Source organism: Bradyrhizobium sp. UFLA05-125, assembly GCF_059803515.1.
Map to the genome: position 1 here is coordinate 32,688 of NZ_JBANBJ010000002.1, position 21,056 is coordinate 53,743.

General features: G+C 62.2%; 19 protein-coding genes. 11 read left to right on the top strand and 8 right to left on the bottom strand.

Features of this window, described 5'->3' with window-relative positions; translation table 11 throughout:
• Nucleotides 1-14: 14 nt before the first annotated feature.
• Entirely contained in the window at nt 15-782 is a 768-nt protein-coding gene (locus SO156_RS03575) for a LamB/YcsF family protein (RefSeq protein ID WP_498533866.1), read from the top strand.
• Between the two features lie 179 nt (nt 783-961).
• Here SO156_RS03575 and SO156_RS03580 read toward each other — a convergent pair whose 3' ends face one another.
• The 6 genes from SO156_RS03580 to SO156_RS03605 are packed head-to-tail and all read right to left on the bottom strand — an operon-like array spanning nt 962 to nt 5,642.
• Nucleotides 962-1,384, bottom strand: a complete 423-nt coding sequence (locus tag SO156_RS03580; RefSeq protein ID WP_498533867.1) for an acetyl-CoA carboxylase biotin carboxyl carrier protein — start codon at nt 1,382-1,384, stop codon at nt 962-964.
• Nucleotides 1,375-2,358, bottom strand: coding sequence for a 5-oxoprolinase subunit C family protein (locus SO156_RS03585; protein ID WP_498533868.1), 984 nt, complete (start codon nt 2,356-2,358; stop codon nt 1,375-1,377). Before SO156_RS03585 ends, SO156_RS03580 begins: the two co-directional genes overlap by 10 nt.
• On the bottom strand, nt 2,355-3,017 hold the full coding sequence (gene pxpB / locus SO156_RS03590) for a 5-oxoprolinase subunit PxpB (protein ID WP_498533869.1): 663 nt from the start codon (nt 3,015-3,017) through the stop codon (nt 2,355-2,357). Before pxpB ends, SO156_RS03585 begins: the two co-directional genes overlap by 4 nt.
• Nucleotides 3,014-4,369, bottom strand: a complete 1,356-nt coding sequence (gene accC, locus SO156_RS03595) for an acetyl-CoA carboxylase biotin carboxylase subunit (RefSeq protein ID WP_498533870.1) — start codon at nt 4,367-4,369, stop codon at nt 3,014-3,016. The genes pxpB and accC overlap by 4 nt, the downstream gene beginning before the upstream one ends.
• Nucleotides 4,369-4,839, bottom strand: coding sequence for an acetyl-CoA carboxylase biotin carboxyl carrier protein (accB, locus tag SO156_RS03600; protein WP_498533871.1), 471 nt, complete (start codon nt 4,837-4,839; stop codon nt 4,369-4,371). Before accB ends, accC begins: the two co-directional genes overlap by 1 nt.
• A gap of 44 nt (nt 4,840-4,883) precedes the next feature.
• Nucleotides 4,884-5,642, bottom strand: coding sequence for an SDR family oxidoreductase (locus tag SO156_RS03605; RefSeq protein WP_498533872.1), 759 nt, complete (start codon nt 5,640-5,642; stop codon nt 4,884-4,886).
• Between the two features lie 130 nt (nt 5,643-5,772).
• On the opposite strand from SO156_RS03605, the gene nac reads away from it, so the two are divergent.
• The 3 genes from nac (at nt 5,773) to SO156_RS03620 (ending at nt 8,622) form a co-directional block, all read left to right on the top strand.
• Entirely contained in the window at nt 5,773-6,759 is a 987-nt protein-coding gene (gene nac, locus SO156_RS03610; RefSeq protein WP_498533873.1) for a nitrogen assimilation transcriptional regulator NAC, read from the top strand.
• 97 nt (nt 6,760-6,856) lie between these two features.
• Nucleotides 6,857-7,528, top strand: coding sequence for a 4-carboxy-4-hydroxy-2-oxoadipate aldolase/oxaloacetate decarboxylase (locus SO156_RS03615; RefSeq protein WP_458142902.1), 672 nt, complete (start codon nt 6,857-6,859; stop codon nt 7,526-7,528).
• 116 nt (nt 7,529-7,644) lie between these two features.
• The gene (locus SO156_RS03620) at nt 7,645-8,622 is read left to right on the top strand and encodes a peptidyl-alpha-hydroxyglycine alpha-amidating lyase family protein (RefSeq protein WP_498533874.1); all 978 of its coding nucleotides are present in this window, start codon (nt 7,645-7,647) and stop codon (nt 8,620-8,622) included.
• Between the two features lie 136 nt (nt 8,623-8,758).
• Here SO156_RS03620 and SO156_RS03625 read toward each other — a convergent pair whose 3' ends face one another.
• A complete protein-coding gene (locus tag SO156_RS03625) occupies nt 8,759-9,751 on the bottom strand; it encodes a LacI family DNA-binding transcriptional regulator (protein ID WP_498533875.1) in 993 nt (330 codons plus the stop codon).
• A gap of 109 nt (nt 9,752-9,860) precedes the next feature.
• Between SO156_RS03625 and SO156_RS03630 the strand changes: the two genes are divergently transcribed.
• The 6 genes from SO156_RS03630 to SO156_RS03655 all read left to right on the top strand — a co-directional run bounded on the left by SO156_RS03630 (nt 9,861) and on the right by SO156_RS03655 (nt 18,371).
• Entirely contained in the window at nt 9,861-11,159 is a 1,299-nt protein-coding gene (locus SO156_RS03630; RefSeq protein WP_458142906.1) for an ABC transporter substrate-binding protein, read from the top strand.
• Nucleotides 11,160-11,178: 19 nt separating this feature from the next.
• Nucleotides 11,179-12,228 carry a carbohydrate ABC transporter permease gene (locus SO156_RS03635; protein WP_498533876.1) on the top strand — a complete coding sequence of 350 codons (1,050 nt, stop codon included), beginning with the start codon at nt 11,179-11,181 and terminating at the stop codon, nt 12,226-12,228.
• Nucleotides 12,225-13,274: a carbohydrate ABC transporter permease gene (locus SO156_RS03640; RefSeq protein WP_498533877.1), complete on the top strand. Its 1,050-nt coding sequence runs from the start codon at nt 12,225-12,227 to the stop codon at nt 13,272-13,274. The genes SO156_RS03635 and SO156_RS03640 overlap by 4 nt, the downstream gene beginning before the upstream one ends.
• Nucleotides 13,275-13,290: 16 nt before the next feature.
• Nucleotides 13,291-14,403 (top strand): ABC transporter ATP-binding protein, encoded by a 1,113-nt coding sequence (locus SO156_RS03645; protein WP_498533878.1) that lies wholly within the window; start codon nt 13,291-13,293, stop codon nt 14,401-14,403.
• 14 nt (nt 14,404-14,417) lie between these two features.
• Nucleotides 14,418-16,775 (top strand): glycoside hydrolase family 31 protein, encoded by a 2,358-nt coding sequence (locus tag SO156_RS03650; protein ID WP_498533879.1) that lies wholly within the window; start codon nt 14,418-14,420, stop codon nt 16,773-16,775.
• Nucleotides 16,776-17,309: 534 nt separating this feature from the next.
• A complete protein-coding gene (locus SO156_RS03655; RefSeq protein WP_498533880.1) occupies nt 17,310-18,371 on the top strand; it encodes an alpha/beta hydrolase family protein in 1,062 nt (353 codons plus the stop codon).
• A 106-nt stretch (nt 18,372-18,477) separates the two neighbouring features.
• Here the strand turns inward: SO156_RS03655 and SO156_RS03660 are convergent, their stop codons facing one another.
• A complete protein-coding gene (locus tag SO156_RS03660; RefSeq protein WP_458142914.1) occupies nt 18,478-18,957 on the bottom strand; it encodes a MarR family winged helix-turn-helix transcriptional regulator in 480 nt (159 codons plus the stop codon).
• Between the two features lie 559 nt (nt 18,958-19,516).
• Here SO156_RS03660 and SO156_RS03665 point away from each other — a divergent pair.
• Complete coding sequence (locus SO156_RS03665) at nt 19,517-20,992, top strand: porin (protein ID WP_498533881.1); 1,476 nt, start codon at nt 19,517-19,519, stop codon at nt 20,990-20,992.
• Nucleotides 20,993-21,056 lie beyond the last annotated feature (64 nt).

A 21,056-nucleotide genomic window follows, 5' to 3' on the forward strand; every position in this document is an offset into this window, starting at 1 on the left:
AGGATGGTTCAAACATGAAAATCGGCATCAACTCGGACATGGGCGAAGGCTTCGGCAACTATCGCATTTGTGACGACGAGGCGCTCATGGGAATCGTCTCATCTGCCAATGTGGCGTGCGGCTTTCATGCCGGCGACCCCATCATCATGGATCGCACGGTCCGCATGGCAAAGGCCAAGGGGGTCGAAGTCGGCGCGCATCCGGGTCTGCCGGATCTGCTTGGATTTGGCCGCCGCGTGATCCAGATGGATGCAGCGGAGCTCGAGAAGCATATGGTCTATCAGATCGGTGCACTCCAGGGCATCGCGGCCAATGCCGGCCATCGCGTGACCCATGTCAGCTTCCACGCGGCGATGGGCAATATGGTGAACGCCGATGCGGACATGGCCGCCGTGGTCGCCCGCGCAATCGCAACCATCGATCGAGACTTCATCGTGTTTTCGCAGCCCGACGCCGAGATCGTGCGCGCCGCGCGCAGAGTCGGCCTGCGGGTGTTGACGCTCTTTCTTGCCGATCGTGCCTACGACGAGAACGGCCATCTCGTGTCCCGCAAGCTGCCCAATTCGGTCATCACCTCGTCAGAGGCCGTGGCAGAACGGGTCCAGAGGTTTTTGGACGGCGGCACGGTGAAGACGATCGAAGGCAAATCGATCAAGGTTGAGGCGCGTTCGATCCTCATTCACAGCGACACCCCCGGCTCCGTCGATCTCGCGGCCACGGTGCGGCGCGTGGTGGAACAGGGTGGCGGAGAGGTCGCCCCGGCGAAGGTGTTGGTGGACTAAAGCGCGATGAGATCAGGATGAATCGTCATCGCGCTTTGGCCTGCTGTTTGAGCTACATCTCCGCGCAAACGCGTTCCGCGTTTGTCGCGAGGGAAAACAGCACCACATTGTGCACTGACGTGGCCCTTCGGGTCCGGATCATGCTCTAGAATGCGTTGCTTGGGCGGGCGTGCCGTCGTTCAGGTCGGGCAGGCCTCGACAAAGGGGCGAATCCTGGCGATGGGCGTTCCGTAGCCGACCAGCGCGCCCGTCTCGGCGAGGACAGCATCGAGGATACCCTCGGCCGGAGAAAGAACTGGCGCATAGATCAGGCCAACCTTGACGAGGCCGACGATCGCGCCGGCCTCGATCCGTTGGCCCGCCTCGACGAAGGGTTTTGCCCGCCAGGGATGCCCGGCGAGGAAATGCCCCGCGACATTTGCCGTCGCGACGACGTGCGGATCCTGGTGAGGGCTGGATGCTGCGGCAGGCGCCGCCGAAGACGCGCCGGTCTCCACGACGAGTTTCAACGACTGGTCCTTGTCCTCGACCTCGATGGACGCGACGCCGTATATCTCCAGGAGCCTGGCCAGGCGTTCGATGTGGGATGCATCTATCGGCATCTGCGAAGCTCCTCGAGAAGTCGAACGTTGGTCCTGAGCCGATCAAGATAGGCCGAGATATCGGTCTCGGCTGCAAGCGCATCCGAATACGGAGTTTGCTCGAACCGCAGTCTGCCGCCGAGCCTTGCCTGTCCGACGCGCCAAAGATCAGCCCTGATCACGGTTGCGATTTTCGGGTAGCCGCCGGAGGTCTGCGCATCGCGCATCTGAATGATGGGCTGTCCATTGGGCGGGATCTGAATGACACCCGGGACGATGCCGTGCGACCGTTTTTCGATCGGTGCGATCGGTTTCACGGCGGGACCTTGCAGGCGATAACCGTAGCGGTTGCTCTGTGGCGTAATCTTCCAGCTGCTGCGCCAGAACAACTCCTGTGTGGCGCTGTCGAACGCGCCGTATTCGCCGGCGATCACGACCCTGACCGGGATATCGTCCGCTGGCGCATTCGGCCGGGCGAGGACGATGTCGGCCGGTTCGATCCCGAGCTCGCCGATGCCCGTCGCTGGTTTGGGCTCGGCGCATTGCAGCATGTCTCCCGGCTGGAGCGGTCGCCCGTGAAGACCGCCGAACTCGCCGCGGAACTGAGTGCTCCGTGATCCCAAGACTACCGGAACGTCGATGCCGCCACTGACGGTCAGATAGCATCGCGCGCCACGGGGCATCGCCTTGAGATTGAGAATGTCGCCAGCGCGCGCATGTGACCGCCACCATGGTGGGATCGTTCGTCCTCCGATCTCGACGTCGACCTCGGCGCCCGTAAGCGCAAAATCCATATTCCGGCAGAAGCGAAGCTTGAACGGCGTCATCGGGATCTCAATGGCCGCCGCGTTCTCGTCATTGCCAAGCAGGATGTTGCCGGCGCGCAAGGCAACGTCGTCCATCGCGCCCGACGTGCCGACCCCGAACCGGTATTGGTCGAAGCGGCCGAGGTCCTGGACACTGGTCGGGCCGAGAGCTGAGAGGATCTCGATCAACGGATCACCCGTTCGATCTCGAAGCGGATGGTGTCGCCCGGCGCGAGCGCGGCCGGCGTCTGCCAGGACGGATCGAAGAACGTCCAGGTCGTGTGTCCGATGGCGTGCCAACCACTTGGGCCCGGTGAAGCGGAGACGCCCGTCTGCGATCCACCGATGGACACTGAGCCGCCGGCGGAACGTTGCAGCGGCGTCTGGCGACGCGGCATGGTTATGCGAGGGTCCATGCCGCCGAGGTAGCAATAGCCGGGATGACTTCCCAGCGCGAACACGGTGTAGAGGGGCGCGGCATGGATCGATACTACGTCGTCAACGGACAGGCCGGTGTGTTCGGCAACGGCCTGGAGTGACAATCCGATCTCTCCGCCGTAGGTGACCGGCAGCTTGATCTCGCGCCCCCCGATCGCAAACTCCTGCGCTTCGTCCCATCCATCGTTGAGGGCCGCGATCAGCGAGTCCAGTTGGCGGGGGGGTGTTTGGAAGGTCAGCATCAGGTTGGTGATGCCCGGGATGGCTTCGCGGATTCCCGGCCATTTCGAAGCCGCAGCGGCGAGCGCCCAGATGCGTTGCTGGTGGGCCAGGTCGAACGTGCCGGGGGCCTCGAACAGAAGAGCTGACGTGCCGAGCAGGCTGATCCGTGGTCGATCGAGAGCCGTCATTTTATGGCTCTCCGCACAGCCATCCAATGCTCCAGATGGTGGATGTCGTAGCCACCCCGGCAGAATATTGGATCTGACAGAATGGCCTGATGCAGCGGCACATTGGTCTTGACGCCCTCGGCGCGCAGTTCGGATAGCGCGACACGTGCGCGCGCCAGTGCCTCGTCGCGGGTGGCGCCGTGGGCGATGAGCTTGCCGATCAAGGAGTCATAATAACGCGGAACGTTGGCACCGGTGACGATGTGCGAATCGACACGGATGCCGATGCCGCCGGGAACGTCCCAGCGCGTCACGGCGCCTGGCGAAGGCACAAAGGTGACCGGGTCTTCCGCATTGATGCGAAACTCCACGGCATGACCGCTCCGCGCGATACCCGTTTGCGAGATCAGCAACGACTCGCCGCGTGCGATGCGAATCTGCTCCTTGACGATGTCGATGCCCGTAGTCATCTCGGTAACGGGGTGCTCGACCTGGACGCGCGTATTCATCTCGATGAAGAAGAACTGCCCGTCTTCATAGAGGAATTCGAAGGTGCCTGCGCCACGGTAACCGATCCGCCGACAGGCTTCGACACAGTTCTCTCCGACCCGCTCGACGAGCGCGCGGTCGATGCCGGGCGCGGGGGCCTCCTCGACGACCTTCTGGTTCCGGCGCTGGAGCGAGCAATCGCGGTCCCCAAGCCAAAGATGGTTGTCGTGCTGATCGCACAGGACTTGAATTTCGATGTGTCGCGGCTTTTCGAGGAATTTCTCGATGTAAACGGCGGCGTTCTTGAAGGCCTGACTCGCTTCTGCGCGCGTCAGCGCAAGCGCGTCGTCGAGTTCATTCTCGGCGCGCACGATCCGCATGCCGCGCCCGCCACCGCCGCCTGCCGCCTTGATGATGACGGGATACCCGATCTCCCGGGCGATGGCACGGACCTCGACCGGATCATCGGGCAGGGCGCTGTCCGGGCCGGGCACGCAAGGAACGCCCGCCATCCGCATCGCTCGTTTGGCCGCGACTTTGTCGCCCATGGTTCGGATACAGTCCGCTGGCGGCCCGATGAAGGTGAGGCCGGCCTGTGCAATCTTGTCGGCGAAATCAGCGCTTTCCGACAGAAATCCGTAGCCCGGATGAATCGCCTGAGCTCCGGTGACTTCCGCTGCGAGCAGGATCGCCGCAGGATTTAGATAGGTGTTGCTCGCCGCGGCCGGTCCGATGCAGAGCGCTTGATCTGCGAGCGCAACGTATCTCGCATCCCGGTCCGCCTCGGAGTGAATGACGACGGTCTTGAGACCCATCGCCCGGCACGCGCGCTGGATGCGAAGCGCGATCTCGCCGCGATTGGCGATCAGGACCTTGTCGAACATCAGGAGGGGCCTGCAGGTCGGATCCGGAACAGCGCCTGTCCGGCTTCGATCTCGTTACCGTCCTCGACGAGAACGGCCAGAACGACACCGGACGCCTCGGCGGTGACGTCGATGAAGGTCTTCATCGCTTCGATGATGCATATTTTCTGACCTGCTTCGATGGTTGTGCCTATTTCCACCAGGGGCGGCTCATTCGGCGCCGCAGCGCGATAAAACGCGCCATGCATCGGCGCGGGCACGACGATCTCTTCGGCATCAGCATCAGGTACCGCCGGCGCGCGTGCCGGCTCGTGCCTGGGAACGCGCATCACGTCCGATCCATGCGGGGCATGAGGTGAGACGGGATTCGCCTCGTGCGACGCAGTGCTTTTCAGGATGCGGACGCGCGTCCCGTCTTGCGTCAGCTCCAGCTCCGCGATGCGCGATCGCGAGACCAGATCGACCAGTTGCTCGATTTTAGCGAGGTCCACGGTCATCGCCCCTGTCTAGCGTATCGATGTGCGCCTCTCGATCATCAAGTCGTGGTCCGCCGATGCCTCTGCGCGAAGTTGAGGCCGCCGACCACCTGCTGGGTCGGCAGCACCTCCATGAACGCGACGTTCATGCGCGCGGGGGAGCCGATCGCGAAAGCAATTGAATTGGCGATGTCCTCGGGCTGCAGCGCATCGTAGTCATCGAAAAAGCGACGCTTTGCCTCGGCAAGATCACCCAGCAGCCGCCCGAAGACTTCCGTCTCGACGCGGGCCGGCGAAACCTCGGTCACGCGAACCCGGGTGCCGTAGAGATCGACGCGCAACTGCTGCGAGAGCGAATGGATGCCCGCCTTCGTTGCGTGGTACACGGTATTTCCCCCGCCGAAGGCATAATGGCCGGCGATCGACGAGATGTTGACGATATGGCCATGGTCGCGCTTCGCCATTCCAGGTACGATCAGCCGCGTCAGATGCAGGACGGCGCGCAGATTGACGTCGATCAGGGCGTCGACATCGTCAGGCGTAGTGTCCAGGATATTACCTCGCCGGGACTGGCCGGCATTGTTGACGAGAACGTCGAATTCAGCCGAGTTTGCCAGCGCCGTCAGCGCGTCCAAGTCGCTGACGTCAACGGCGCAGGCGTGGCACCCGGTCTCGGCCGACAGGGCCGCCAGCCGGTCCGCATCGCGTGCGACCGCATAGACGTCCAGCCCCTCGGCGCTCAGGCGGCGAACCGTCGCAGACCCGATGCCCGAGGAGGCGCCCGTCACCAGCGCCGTTCGATAGTCTGAAAATCCCATTCGTTCGGCTCCTCAGTGCAGCGTTACCTATAGGCCCGACGGGTTCCAGGTGGTAAGAATATTTCGTTCTAGTCCCATAGCCGCAGCGTATTGCTGCCGCCGTGATGACCTCGTTCTTGGGAACCCCGTATTGGATACGCGCCGCCTCGAAGCCTTCGTCAAAGTCGTCGACCTCGGAAGCATGTCGCGTGCGGCGAAACTGCTCAACATTGCCCAGCCGGCGCTGAGCCAGCAGATCGCCAGCCTGGAGGTCGACTTCAAGCGAAAGCTGCTGGACCGCAGCGCTCGTGGCGTCAGGCCGACCGATGCGGGGCAAATCCTCTACCGCTATGCCAAATCGATCCAGCGGCAGATCGACGAAGCGCGGCGTACTATTTTGGAGAACCGATCGGGGCTGAATGGCAACGTTACGATCGGCCTGGCGCCGCTCAGCTCGGCGGCATTGCTCGCGACCCCGCTGCTGATGCAGGTACGTGAACGCTATCCAGGCGTCGTGCTGCACATATACGACAGTTCCGGGGTCATGCTCAGCGAAATGGTGCTGAAGGGGATCCTGGATATGGCTGTCCTCTACGGCGATCGTCCCGTGACCGGTCTCGACTACAAGCCGCTGATGCGCGAGCACTTTTATCTTGTTGCGCCCCGCAGCATGTATTCGGGGCAGATGCCTTCGGAAGAGGTTTCTGCGGAGGAGGTCGCGCAATTTGATCTGCTGCTTCCATATCGGGAATCCTTCCTGCGACAGACGGTCGAACGGGTCTGCGCCGAGGTTGGGCTCCGCCCGCGCATCGTCGCGGAGATCCATTCACAATCGACCCTGTCTTCGGCGATTGCAGCCGGGATGGGTGCTGCCGTGCTACCCATGTCCATCGCAGAGGCATTGCCGAACCTGGATGAACTCTGCATTCGTCGGATCGATGCGCCGTCGGCGTCGCAGCAAATGTCGCTATGCATTTCCGACAACGTTGCTTTGTCCGATGCCGCATTCGCTGTTTACAAGATATTGCTCGAGATCATCGGTAAGAACTGGAGGCCGTTCGATTGCTCCTCCGGCTCGGCTGCCGGCGCTACTGGCAGCCCAACATCGCCTCTGAGCGGATCGAAGGACGAGCCATAACGAAATACGATGCGGCAATCCCAAATCTGAAATTCTCCGACGTGAGGCGGTCAACTATCTCAGGGTGAAGCACAGATTTCGGACCCTTGGAGGGACCATGGTTCACGTTGTCAGAACATTCGATCGGCCTGCCGCAGACCTCGTAGAGCGTATCAAGCAATTTCCTCCATCCACCCTTCATGAGGCGCAGGGGCGCTCGGGTGCTTTGACGTCCCGGATCAAGCCGATCTATCCGGGAATGCGGGCCTGCGGGCCGGCGTTTACCGTGAGCTGTCACCCCGGCGACAACATGATGCTCATCACGGCGATCTCGCTGGCAAAGCCGGGCGATGTGCTCGTGGTGAGCGCAGGTGACCATCCGGAGCAGGGCGGTTTCGGCGAGGTGCTGGCGACCGCCTGTGTCGCCAAGGGGCTCGCCGGCCTGGTCACGGATGCCGGCGTGCGCGATGGTCCGGCGATCCGCAATACCGGCTTCCATGTTTTTTCCTATGGGCTGTGCATGAAGGGAACCGTGAAGGAGACCCTCGGCTACATCAACCAGCCGATCGTCATTGGCGGCATCGCAGTCCGCCCAGGCGATATCGTCAGCGCAGACGATGACGGCGTGGTCATCGTGCCCAAGGAGAACATCGCCGACGTTTGCGTCAAATCCGCCGCGCGCGAGGAAAAGGAAGCCAGCGTGATGAAAGCGCTTAAGGCGGGTGGCGACATTCTCGAATTGTCGGGCATTGGCAAGGTGCTCGAGGCCAAGAATTGTACCTTTGCCTGAACAGGCAGGCCTACGACGATCGACTCGCCCGCGGCTCCGGCAATCCGAACGTTAGGGCGTAGCGTTCTGCGATCGAGGCGGATCCAGTGCCGCAACGCGACAGGCAAGGAGACTACATGCCGGCCATTCTCGGCTCGGGCGAGCATCGTTACCGCGTCGTCGAGAACTGGGCGAAGCCGGACGGCTGGCAGCTCACCGACGTCGCGTCCGTCGCGGTCGACAGCAAGGACTGCATCTACGTCTTCAACCGCGGCGCCCATCCGATGGTGGTGCTCGACCGCGAGGGCAATTTCCTGCGGAGTTGGGGTGAGGGACTGTTTAACCGCGCCCACGGTCTGCATATCGACGCCGACGACAATCTCTATTGCACCGATGACGGCGATCACACTGTGCGCAAGTGCACCCCCGACGGCAAGGTGCTGTTGACGATCGGCATCCCCGAGAAGCCCACGCCGTTCATGAGCGGCAATCCCTTTCATCGCTGCACCCATACCGCGCTGTCGCCGAAGGGCGAGATCTACGTCTCCGACGGCTACGGCAACGCCCGCGTCCACAAATTCACGCCGGATGGGAAGCTGATCATGAGCTGGGGCGAGCCTGGCACCGATCCCGGCCAGTTCAACATCGTTCACAACATCGCCACCGACGCCGACGGTTATGTCTACGTCGCCGACCGCGAGAACCATCGCGTGCAAGTGTTCGACGGCAACGGCAGGTACGAGACACAGTGGAATAACCTGCATCGGCCCTGTGCGCTGTGCTGCTGCGGCGGAAGGAAGCCGACCTTCATCATCGGAGAGCTCGGCCCCGCCATGCCGGTGAACCGCAAGGTGCCTAATCTCGGCCCGCGACTGTCGATCGTCGATGCGCAAGGAAGGCGCATCGCGCGGCTCGGCGGCGAAGATGGTCCGGGTATCGCGAGCGGCAAGTTCCTGGCACCGCACGGCATCGCGCTGGATTCGCATGGTGACCTGTATGTCGGCGAGGTCGGCGTCACCGACTGGAAGACGAACTTTCCGGACGAGGAGATGCCCGCCGTCGTGCGCGCCACGCGTTGTTTGCAGAAGTTGGAGCGTGTGCAGGAAGGCTCCTAGCTTACGGCGCTGGAATACGCGAGACGAGCAAGCCTGCGCAGCCGTACGCCGTAATGGTGTCGGCCTGTCCATCGACGCCCTCGATCAGCCGTTCAACCGCGCAGATCCAGGCAGTGGCGAAGCTCTCAAGACGTTGTCATGCCACGCCGTGCGGCATGATGCGCTCCGCCTGGCCTTTGCCGCGCCAGACCTGGTCGAGTAGCTCGACGATCGGCTCGCCAAAATCCTCGTATTTCACCTCGATCGATCGCAGCCACGGTGCAATCCAGCGGTTGAGTGGGTTGCCATCGATGCCGACGAGCCTGCAGCGTTCCGGAACCGGAATGCCGCTCTCGCGAGCAAAGCGATAGGCGCCATAGGCGATCTGGTCGCTGACGCACATCAATCCCTCGAGCCAGCCATCGCGCGCGGCGAGCTGCTGGGCGGCTTCGTAGCCGATCTCGAGGTGAGAACGGCCGGCCGCCTCCGCCTTCGGGATTTCTGTGGCGCCGAGCGCGCGCATACGGTTGCAGAATCCCTTGAGGCGATCCCGCGTGACGGAGGATCCCCGGGCGGGCGCCAGCACGCCGCAGCGCCGCAGTCCCGCGGACCACAGCATTTCGGCGGCTTCGCCGCCCGCCTTGACGTTGTCGATACCAACGAAGGCGCCGCGCCCGAACGGCGGGCGGCGGTTGACGAAAACCATTGGCGCGCCGTCAGCGACGAAATCTTTCAGCACTGCGCTCGGCACACTAGCGACCATGATATAGCCGCGCACCACCTGCGAACGCATGGCGTTGAGATATTCGTCCTGCAGATCAGGTCGATCGTGCGTGTCGCAGAGGATCATCACGTAACCGGCGGCGCGCAGCGCGGCTTCGGTCGAAGCGGCGATCGCGGCCATCACGGGATTGTCCAGGTTGGGGGCGAGCATCGCGACGAGGCGGCTTTCCCGCCTGCGCAACGTCCGGCCGGCGTGGTTGGGGTGGTAGCCCACGACGGCGATGGCCCTGCGGACGCGCTCGACGGTCTCGGCAGAGGCCCGGCGCGTTTCGCCGTTGACGATGCGCGAGACGGTGGCAATCGAAACCCCGGCCGCCGCAGCGACGGTCGCAAGTGAGGCGGGCGCGGAGCGTTGTTTGTTCTTCATTGATTGGCTCGGTTGTGATCCGCTGAAGAGGGAGAATACAGCGATTGACAATTTAGGCAAACGTTTGCCAAACTAGCCCTAACAACCAAGACTTCGCCGGGAGGACGCTATGAGAACTGTTATCCGACACGCCATCAGCGCCTCTGTGCTGGCGGTCTGCCTCCTGGCGGGCGGTTCGGGCGTTCATCCCGCCGCGGCGCAGACCGTTCTGCGGATGACCTGGTACTCGGACGGCAACGAAGGTGAGGTGATGGCCGATCTCCTCCGCCGCTTCGAGGAAAAGAACCGCGACATCCACGTCGTTCTGGATCAGGTGCCGTTCAAGGCCATCAACGAGAATCTGCCGGTGCAACTTGCCTCGGGGCAGGGGCCCGACATTGCCCGCGTCAGCGACATGGGCGGCCTTGCCCGCTATATGCTCGACCTGCGCCCCTACTTGAAGAACGCCGACTACTGGGAAGCGAATTACGGTCCCTTCCTGCAGTGGATGCGGGTGCCGGGCGACACGTCGTCGATTCCAGGCTTCATGACCCAACTGACCGTGACCGGTCCATTCGTCAACAAGACGCTGTTCGAGCAGGCGGGCGTCGCAATGCCGGGTCCGAAAGCGTCCTGGGAGGACTGGGGCAAGGCGACAAAAGAGGTGGCGGACAAGGTCCAGGCGCCGTTTCCGATCGCGTTCGACCGTTCCGGTCACCGCTTTTTCGGCATGGCGATTTCGCAAGGCGCAGCCGTGTTCGATGGCAAGGGGCAGCCGGCGATCATCGACGACGGGTTCAAGCGCGCGGCCAAGCTGATCTATGACTGGCACAACAGCGGCGTGATGTCGAAGGAGCTATGGGGCTCGGTGGCGGGGGCGACCTACCGCGGAGCCAACGAGGAATTCAAGAACGCCCAGGTCGTCATGTATGAATCGGGCTCCTGGCAGATCAGCCAGTTCGACAAGACGATCGGAACGGCGTTCGACTGGGTTGCGGTGCCGACGCCGTGCGGGCCGGCGAACTGCTCCGGCATGCCGGGCGGTGCGGCGCTCGTCGGGATCAAGTCCACCAAGCATCCCGAAGAAGTGGCGCGCGTGCTCGATTACCTCGCGAGCGAGGACGTCGTCGCCGAGTTCTATGCCCGCTCCCTGTTCGTGCCGGGCCATCTCGGTCTCGCCCGCAAGGGCCTCGACTACAAGGATGCGTCGCCGGTTGCGAATGCCGCGCTCAAGGTCTTCAGCGACGGTGTCAATCAACTCGCGCCGGCGGCCAATCAGTTGCAGGGCTATCCGGCGAGTCGCGTCATCCTCAACGCGGTGATCAGCCGGCTCGGCCAGGCCGTCTCCGGCGAGATCACACTCGATGAGGCCTATAAGCGCATCTCGGGCGACGTCGAGCAGCAGCTCGCCGAGCGCAACAAGAAGTAGGCGCTGGGCGCATCGCGGCATGACCGATTTGCCAACTGGCAGTGAACCGCAGGCCGCGCCGACGGTCTCGCTGCTCGCGCGCTTGCGCCGCGCGGCCGAGACGGCGCTGGGTGCGGTGTGCGGCAACCTGCTGCGCCTCGTCGATCGTCCAATGCGCCTGTTGCAACGGCTCATCGGCGAGCGGCGAATGGCCTATGTCTTCCTGCTGCCGAACCTCGTTTTCTTCTCGTTGTTCGTGTTCGTCCCGCTTGCGATCGATCTGGTGTTTTCGTTCACCGGCGGGGAGTCGCTGTTTCCTTCGGAGCGACCCTATGTCGGGACCGATCAATACGCCTATCTGTTCGACTGCGGCTCCTTCTTCGATCCCGCGTCGTGCCGGGTCGATCATTTCTGGCGCGGCGTTGCGAACACGCTGCGTTTCACCATCTTCCAGCTCGTATCCATGGTGACGTTTTCGCTCGTCACCGCGCTGGTCCTGAACATGCGGATCCGCGGCCGCGGCATTTTTCGCGCGGTCTATTTCTTTCCAGTGCTGCTGTCACCGGTCGTGGTTGCGCTGGTCTGGAAATGGATACTGCAACGCGACGGCCTGCTGAACGCCGGGCTCACCACGATCGGGGGGCAGAAGGTGCTGTTCTTCGTGGATCCCGGCTGGGCGATGTTCTGGTCGGTTTTCGTCTCGGTCTGGGCGCATATGGGCTTCTACACGCTCATCCTGCTCGCGGGATTGCAGGCCATTCCAGCCGATCTCTACGAAGCGGCGCAGATGGACGCGACGCCGCGCTGGCGCGTGTTTTGGCGGATCACGCTGCCGCTGCTCTGGCCGAACCTCATCGTGGTGATCGTGCTGGCGCTGATCCGCGGCGTGCAGACGTTCGATGAGGTGTTCGTGTTGACCGGCGGCGGACCGGGGACCGCAACGCTGATGATCGTGCAGTACATCTACGAGACTGCATTTGCCAGCCAGGTGCAGAATTTCGGCCTCGCTGCGGCGGCTTCGATCGTGCTCGGCGCGGTGCTGTTTCTGCTCACGCTGGCGCAGTTGTCTCGTACCCGGAGCGCCTCATGAAGCCAATTCAGCTGCTGCGCGCCCGCCGTCGGAGCGGGCACTGGCATTGGACCGATATCGCCGCCTATGCCTATCTCGGGCTCGGCGTCGTGCTGATGTTCGGGCCCGTCGTGTGGCTGGTCCTGTCCTCGTTCAAGACCCAGGCGAGCCTGCTGGAATTTCCGCCCTCGCTGCTGCCGCTGTCCCAGCAGGAAGTCAGAGTGCAGGGCTTTCCGCAGCCGCTGCCGCTTTTTGCAGCCATCCTCGACAATGGCGAGCGTCGCGAGTTCGCGCAAATCAGGCGCATCGGGCTGGTCGCCCAGATGGTCGATCCGGCCGATCCCAAACAGCAATATCGCGTGCCAACCGCCAAGCTCGCGCCGGTTCGGCACCTGAGTTTCGTGACCTCGAACTACACCGAGCCGCTCCAGAAATTCGCCTTCACGCACTATCTGTGGAACTCGGTATTCGTCACGACGATCGCAACTCTGATCACACTGCTCATCAATTCGATGGCAGCTTATGCTCTCTCCATCTATGAATTCAGAGGCAAGACCGTCGCCATGCTGATGGTGATCGGCACGCTCATGATCCCGATCACCATCATCCTCGTGCCGGTCTATCTCGTCGTCACGAAGCTCGGCCTCGTCAATTCGCTCTGGGCAGTCATTCTTCCGGGCGCCGCGACGCCCACAGGCGTCTTCCTGTTGCGGCAGTACATGCTGACGCTACCGCGGGACCTCATTGAGGCGGCGCGCATGGACAAGGCAAGCGAGTGGCAAATCTACTGGCGGATCGTCATGCCGCTGGCGGCACCGGCTCTGGCAGTATTGGCCATCTTCTCCATCATGTGGCGGTGGAACGAGTTTCTGTGGCCGCTCGCGGTGCTCACCAAGTCCGAATCGTTCACGCTGCAGATCGGTCTCAACGCCTTCCAGGGTGAGTTGCAGACCCAGTGGAATTATCTCCTGGCGATGACGGTAGTATCGCTGATTCCGGTGGCTCTTGTCTTCGTGTTTCTGCAGCGCTTCATCGCCACGGGAATAGCCAATACGGGGATGAAATGATGGCGGGGATGTCGTCATGGCTGGCCTGACTCTCAAGGGCGTCCGCAAGGCCTACGGAACGATCGCCGTGATTCACGGCGTCGATCTTGCGATCGCGGACGGCGAATTCATCGTCTTCGTCGGCCCGTCCGGCTGCGGCAAGTCGACCTTGCTGCGCATCATCGCCGGGCTCGAGGATGTGACCGACGGCGAGATTGCGATCGACGGCCTCGACGTCACGCGCGTGCCGGCGTCCGACCGCGGGCTCGCCATGGTGTTCCAGTCCTATGCTCTCTATCCGCACATGACCGTCTACAAGAACATGGCCTTCGCGCTCGAGAACATGGGTCTTGCCGGTACCGAGATCGACGCCCGGGTTCGGCGCGCGGCCAAGATGCTGCGCCTCACCGAGTATCTCGAGCGCAAGCCGAAAGCACTGTCGGGGGGACAACGGCAGCGCGTGGCGATCGGTCGCGCGATCGTCCGCGATCCCAAGATCTTCCTGCTCGACGAGCCGTTGTCCAACCTTGATGCCGAACTGCGCGTCGCCACCCGCAAGGAGCTTGCGGCGCTGCATGCCGAGATCGGCGGCACCATGATCTACGTCACTCACGATCAGGTCGAGGCGATGACCATGGCAGACCGCATCGTCGTGCTACGTGGCGGCCGCATCGAGCAGATTGGTACGCCGCTCGAACTGTACAATCGGCCGGACAATCTCTTTGTGGCCGGATTCATCGGCTCGCCGCGCATGAACCTGCTGCCGGTGCAGGTGGCATCGCCGGGGTTGGTGCGCGTCGGCGAGGCCGGTCAACCGATCAAGATAACGACGGGCTCGGTCGCTGCGGGCACATCAGCGACGCTCGGCGTGCGCCCCGAGCATATTACGCTCGCCGCAGACGCCGCTGATCTGACACTCACCATCGACCTCGTCGAACAGCTCGGTGGCGACACGTATTTCTATGGCAGCGCGCCCGGCTTGCCGCAGATCACAGTGCGGCAGAACGGCCAGGCGCTGCGGGGGCGCGGCGAGACTCTTCCGGTTCGTTTCGAGCCGGCCAACCTTCACCTGTTCGACGCCGAAGGGGCTGCCGTTCGGGGCCCGGCCGCTGAATCCCGAGGGCAGACGACGATAGAACAAGACCAATGATGGAGTGCTGAGACATGAAAGCCCTGGTTGAGGGCCGCTATCGCGGTTTCGAAGGCGGAGCCGCAGTGTTCGACGTCGGGCAGGGAGCCACCGTCGCGGTGCGCATCCTCGAGCACGATCTGGGCCGGGTGACGCTGCGCCGTGCTGGCGGCTTTCGACTTGATCGCGGCTGGTCGCTGGCGCCTGGCGGCATCGAGCCGCCGTATGGGGGACGCGATCGCGACGACTTGTCGGGCTTCGCCAATCCGCCGGTGACGGTGACTGTGGGCGAGGGTACCATCAGCGTAGCGGCAGCGGGGCTCATGGCCGAGGTCACGCTGCGTCCGTTCGGGGTTGCCTGGCGACGCGGGCACGAGGTCGAGCCATTCCTGCGCGACCGACCGACCCAGGCCTATTTTGTCTCCAACAAAACCCCAGCCATCGCGCACATGACGGCGCGTCACCCGGACGAGCGCCACTACGGCCTGGGCGACAAGGCGGGCCCATTAGATCGCACGGGACGACGCTTTGCCATCGACGCAGTAGACCCTTGCGGCTTCGACGCCGAGCTGAGCGATCCGCTCTACAAGATGCTGCCGTTCGTCATCGTCGATGGGCCGCAAGGCGCTCACGGCATTTTCTATGACAATCTCTCCACCGGATCTGTCGATCTCGGCTGCACGATCGACAACTACCATGGCACGTTCCGGTCTTATCGCGCCGATGACGGCGATCTCGACTTCTACGTGCTCGCGGGGCCCGGTGTGCGCGAGGTCGTGCGTCGTTTCTCCTGGCTCACAGGGGGCCAGGCCTTTGCGCCGCGCTGGTCGCTCGGGTTCGGTGTCACGTCGATGGCGATAGCGGATGCGCCCGACGCGGACAGGCGAGTTACGGAATTCATTGCCGACTGTCGCCGCCACGCCATCCGTTGCGATAGCTTCCATTTTGGCTCCGGCTATACCTCGATCGGCGGGCGGCGGTACGTATTCAACTGGAATCACGACAAGTTTCCCGATCCATCCGCGACCATGACGCGGCTCGTCGAAGCCGGCATCCAGCCGGTGACCAACATCAAGCCGTGTCTGCTCGACGATCATCCGCGGCTCACCGAGGCCATCGACGCCGGCATCCTGGTGAAAGACAAGGCGACAGAAGCTCCAGCCGTCGCGCAGTTCTGGGATGGCGTCGGCTTTCACGTCGACTTCACCAATCCCGACGGGCGCCGGTGGTGGCGCGAGGGCATCGAGCATGCGCTGCTCGATCATGGCGTCGTTTCCATGTGGAACGACAACAATGAGTTCGAGATCTGGGATGAGGACGCGGTTTGTGCCGGCGATGGCCGTCCCTTCGCCCAGGCGCTGGCGCGCCCGGCGCAGGCGTTGCTGATGACGAAGCTTTCCTTCGAGGCACAGGCCGACCGATCCCCGTCACGACGGCCATATGTCATCACGCGTGGCGGGCCGGCGGGGCTCGCGCGCTATGGCCAGACCTGGTCGGGCGACAACGAAACCGCCTGGAAGACGCTGCGTTTCAATCTCACGCAGGGTCTCAACATGAGCCTGTCCGGGCTCTTCAACATCGGCCACGATGTCGGCGGTTTTCACGGCCCGAGGCCAAGCCCGGAGTTGCTCTGCCGCTTCGTCGAGTTCTGCGCGCTCTGGCCGCGCATGATCATGAATTCCTGGAACGATGACGGCTCGGTGACACTGCCCTGGATGCACGCATCCGTGCTGCCGCAGGTGCGCGCCGTGATCGGGCTGCGGCATCGACTGCTGCCCTACCTTTACACGCAGATGTGGCGCGCCAGTCGCGACCATGAGCCCGTGGTGCGTCCACTGTTCTGGGATTTCCCGGACGATGCGGCGGTGAGGGGCGTCGAGGACGCCTTCATGCTCGGCCCCGATTTGCTCGTCGCTCCTGTGCTCGAGGAGGGCGTCTCCGAGCGCCGCGTCCAGCTACCTGCGCATGAAGGTGGCTGGTACGACTGGCACGATGGTCGACACTTCGCCGGTGGTGGGACGGTGCAGGTCGCCGCGCCCTTGGGGCGCCTGCCAGTGTTCGTTCGCGCCGGCGCCATGATTCCGGTCGTTGACATCGATTTGGCCGGCAGTCCGGGTGAGCGGTCGCTTATGGTCTTCGGCGCGCCGGAGACGTATTCCACTGCCGATCTCTACGAGGACGACGGCGACATGACAGCCTGGCGCACGGATGCGTTGCTGTTGTCCGTTCGCTTGTGCCGGAAAGCCACCGGTCTGGAATTGACGGGAAGGGCGCAAGGCGATTTCCGTCCGGCATTCGACCGTTTGCGTGTGACGCCGATCGGAGTGGCGGAGCCCCTGACCATCGGCACGATCGAAGGATCTGTCACACTTGAGCTGGGTGCGACTGGATAGCGCGCCGCCGACACGAAAGCTTCCATGACGCGTCATGCCTAGTTGTGTGACAGCCTGTACCAAGGCGGCTTCCGCCACCTGAGCAGGGCTGCGCCAGGCCGCGTCGGCTTGCCCGCCGGGCTCGTTAGCTTTTCCCGTAAGAATACCGCCTGCTCTTGCAAGGAAGGCTCGGGATGGGCATGGAAGTCTTGGGGCCACGTTGGAGAATGCCGAAGGGTTGATGCAATCCTGGAAGCTTGTATCGCGACGATTCATGGCTGGGCTTCGGGAAACAAAGTGAAACGATCCGGCCAATCTTGGTCATCGTTGCTGCATTCATGTCCGCCGACGAGGGTTGACCGAGCCGATCAAAAATCTAATCTTCGTTGGGTCGTGTTCCGACAATCCTAATAGACGTGCGCGTTTTGCCAGCGTCTCTTGCTGGCAAGTTCGCCTGCTCGCGAAATGGACAAGGGACGCGTTGAGGGGACAGTCGGGCGAATACTCAAGGAGGGGTGCTTATGCGAGTTGAAGAGCAGGCCTTCGGAGGGGGACATGGACGGCGATTGGTGGCCGCAGGCATCGATGACGAACGCCTGCGCCAACCTTGCAGATGTGCGGCGCGCTGCAGCGGCATTTCTTGACAATATGTTGGTTGCGGCTCCTGGAGATCGCGACCGCGGGATTCACAACTGGATGACGGTTGGTGATCGGTATCGGGATTCGGCCGAGCTCGCTATCAGGAAAAAGCTGCAAACGTCATCCAGTGAATCCTGGTTTTGCGCCCTGACAGCTTTTGAGGTGGCAAGAGAACTCGCCGAGGCAGGGAGTTCATCGAGCACCGCGCTTGAGGACCGGATCGAGGGTAGCCTCAGGAGTTTCGAGGCCTGTGAGCCTCGTCGCGTGGAGCGGGTAGAGATTGAGCCTTTTGATCAAGTGCGGCTTGCCGGGTGCTTTCTGCCCGCCGCGTGTCGCGCACGGCCTGCACCCGCGGTCATTTGCATTAGCGACGAGGAATCGTCCGTCGATACGATCCTGAGCCGGCTTCTGCCTGCGGCTGAGGGGCGCAATCTGTCGATCCTGGTTGTTCGAGGAGACGATGCATCAAGGCATCGTCTATTCGGGCCTGAAGCCTTCCTGGCGAGTTGGCTGAACTATTTGGAAAGCCGATCCGATGTCGATGCTGGCCGAATCGCTGTCAGCGGTGAGAGAATCGCCGCCAGTCATGCGTCGCGCATCGCTGCAACCGACCGCAGGATAGTTGCAGCTGTTTGTGATGGCGGACTTTGGACCGCGCTCCGACATCGAGCGAGCGTGGGCTGGATGACGGGAATGTGGGACCCGGCCCGCGACCGCGTGCGGAAGTCCAGTCTACAGTTGGTGCGTCGAATGCGGTGTCCGGTCCTGATTATGGCTGGCGGTCGAGCGATGGTCGACCAGCAGGATGCTCTTGAACTGCAAGCCGAGTGCAAGCCTGCCGGAGTGGATTGCTCCATTGCAATTGCTCAGAATTCGGGGCAGTTCGAAAACTTCGTCACCAAGGACAATTTCGTTCTCGATTGGCTCCAGCAAAAACTCGGACCGCATCGGCAATTTGAACCGATAACCTACCTGTAGCAGGCGGCCAGCAGCGAGCAGATCAAGTCCAAAGATGTCCGCCCTGTAGCTCGTTCGAGCTGGAGGCCCCGACGCATGATGCGCCGGTCAACAAGCTGCTCCACGTTCAGGAGATATCTATCGCCAGCAGACGGGATGCGAGCCGCGCATTCTTCGCAATCGTCGCCAGCGAGACGTTGATATCTGCCAAGGCTTTCTCGTCGAACTCGTTGAACATTGTCGAGTTTAGAGCAAGTTTCCTCTTGGCGAGCTTCGCGATTTCGGCTTGTGCCTTGGCTGTAAGGGACATCAAGACATAACGCGCGTCGTCCGCACGAGTCGCTCGCGACAACAATCCGCCCTTCTCGAGACTCTTCGTCTGGTTGGTGACGAATGCCGGATGAATCCGCAACTTACCCGCAACATCGATTCCAGCCACGCCTTGCCCCTCATCCAACTCTTCGATGGCCATCAAGATCAGCCATTGCGGTTCTGTGATGCCGAGGAGTTCGGCCCAGCTCTTATGGATATCCTCCAATTGGGAGTGGATCTCGACCACATTCCAGATGAAATCCCTGATTGCTCGGTCGAGGTTTTTCTCGATCATTTTTGAGTTCCAGCGAAGTTGGAGGACCAGAGCCCTTTAACTAGCTACTCTACTGTCATCTCAAGTGATTTTGCTCTCAGATATTCGTTATCCACGGCGGTAAAATGCCCAGTTTTCGCGGCTAGATAGCGGCAAGCATCGGCTTGAATTGATACTTGAAAATATTAATTGATTGGAATAAGCATTATCACGTTTAAGAGCAGTTCGAACTCCTCAATAGGGAGTTCCGAAACACCGCTTGTTAAACCTCCAAGGAAACCCTCGGGATGCCCCCCGAGGGTTTTTTGCTATCAGTTTCGATGCGAAATCAGGTCAAATTTCCCCGAATTCAGTGGTGTTGCGCTGTTACAACAGCCCGCCGCGAACAGTTAATTGATCGCAACAATTAATTGAGCTGATTGTTTTGGTGAATTATATCGAACTTAGCGACGGAGGGGGGCACCCTTGAAGTCGTTTCCGCAACCGGAGATCGGGGGCGGACGAATGGGGAATTGAGGGGCCGGAGGCCGCGATCGTCGATCGCGTCCAAGTCGCCCAGCACCAACTTGGAGGTAAGCAAATGAAATTGACGAAGAGCCTTATGCTTGGCTCGGCGGCGGCTCTGATTGCCGTTGGCGGAGCGCAGGCAGCCGATCTTCCCGTGAAGGCCAAGGCCGTCGAATACGTGAAGATCTGCTCCCTGTACGGAGCCGGATTCTACTACATGCCGGGCACTGACACCTGCATCAAGTTCGGTGGCTACGTGCGTGCCGACACTACGCTTGGTTCGGGCGACTACTCGTTCATGCAAGGCGCGAACCAGGGTTCGAACAACCGTCTGACCAACTACTGGTACAGCCGCGCTCGTATGGACCTCACCGTCGATACCCGTACGGCGACCGAGTATGGCGTGGTTCGTACTTACGCCGACATGGTCTTCACCTGGGATACGACCTCGGTCACCGGCAGCAACCCGTCGGCGTTCTCGACCGGTTCCGCCTCGCTCGGCCTCTACCATGCGTTCATCCAGTTCGCTGGCTTCACCTTCGGCCGCACGGTCTCGATCTTCGACGCTCCGTGGCAGAGCTATCCGGCTGGCGGTCCCGACACCATTCCGGGCGGCTCCAACAACGTCACCGGTGTGAACCAGGTTGCCTATACGGCTGACTTCGGCCAGGGCATCACCGGTTCGGTGGCATTGCAGGATCTGAGCACGGCGGCAAACGGCCAGTCGAACCTCTGGAACCTGTCGGGTGCGACCGCTGCCAACATGATCACGGGCGTCTATGGCAACAACGATTGGGGTGGGACGCGCGTTCCCGACATCGTCGGTGCGATCCGCGTCGACCAGGCCTGGGGTCTGGCTCAGGTCTCGGTTGCCGCGCATGACATCCATGCTGCCTACTACGGCACCACGGAACTCACCGGTCACCCGGCTGACAAGTGGGGCTGGGCCATCCAGGGTGCGTTGTCGATCAAGAACATCCCGACGGGACCTGGCGACTCGATCAACCTGCAGGCCGTCTACACGGATGGCGCGTCTCGCTACAACTTCCAGAGCCTGTTCCCACAGTCCTTCTTTATGTACAGCGGTAGCGGCATTGGCGCCTACCAGAGCCTCGGAATCGGCGGTATTGCTGACGGTGTCTTCACCACCGGCTCGTCGATCGAGACTGTGAAGACCTGGGGCTTCCGTGGTGGTTATACCCACAACTGGAACCCGAACTGGGCGAGCGCCATCTACGGTGGCTACGGCGCCGTGCAGTACGGCTCCGGTGGCAAGACCACGATCTGCGCCAACATGGTTGGCCTCCTCGCCTTGACCGGCAACTGCAACCCGGACTTCAACTTCTCCGTGGTCGGTGTCAACACCGTGTGGACCCCGGTGAAGAACCTGGCCTTCACGGCGGACGTCAACTGGACGCATCTGGACCAGAAGTACTCTGGCACCATCACGAGCCCGGGCCTTGCTACCGCTGCGAAGCCGGCAGGCCTGTACGAGATGAAGGACCAGAACTCGGTCAGCATGCTCCTCCGCGCCCAGCGCAACTTCTAAGTTCGATCTCTCGATCGATCAGAGAACCCCGGCGGGCAACCGCCGGGGTTTTTCTCTGCGGACG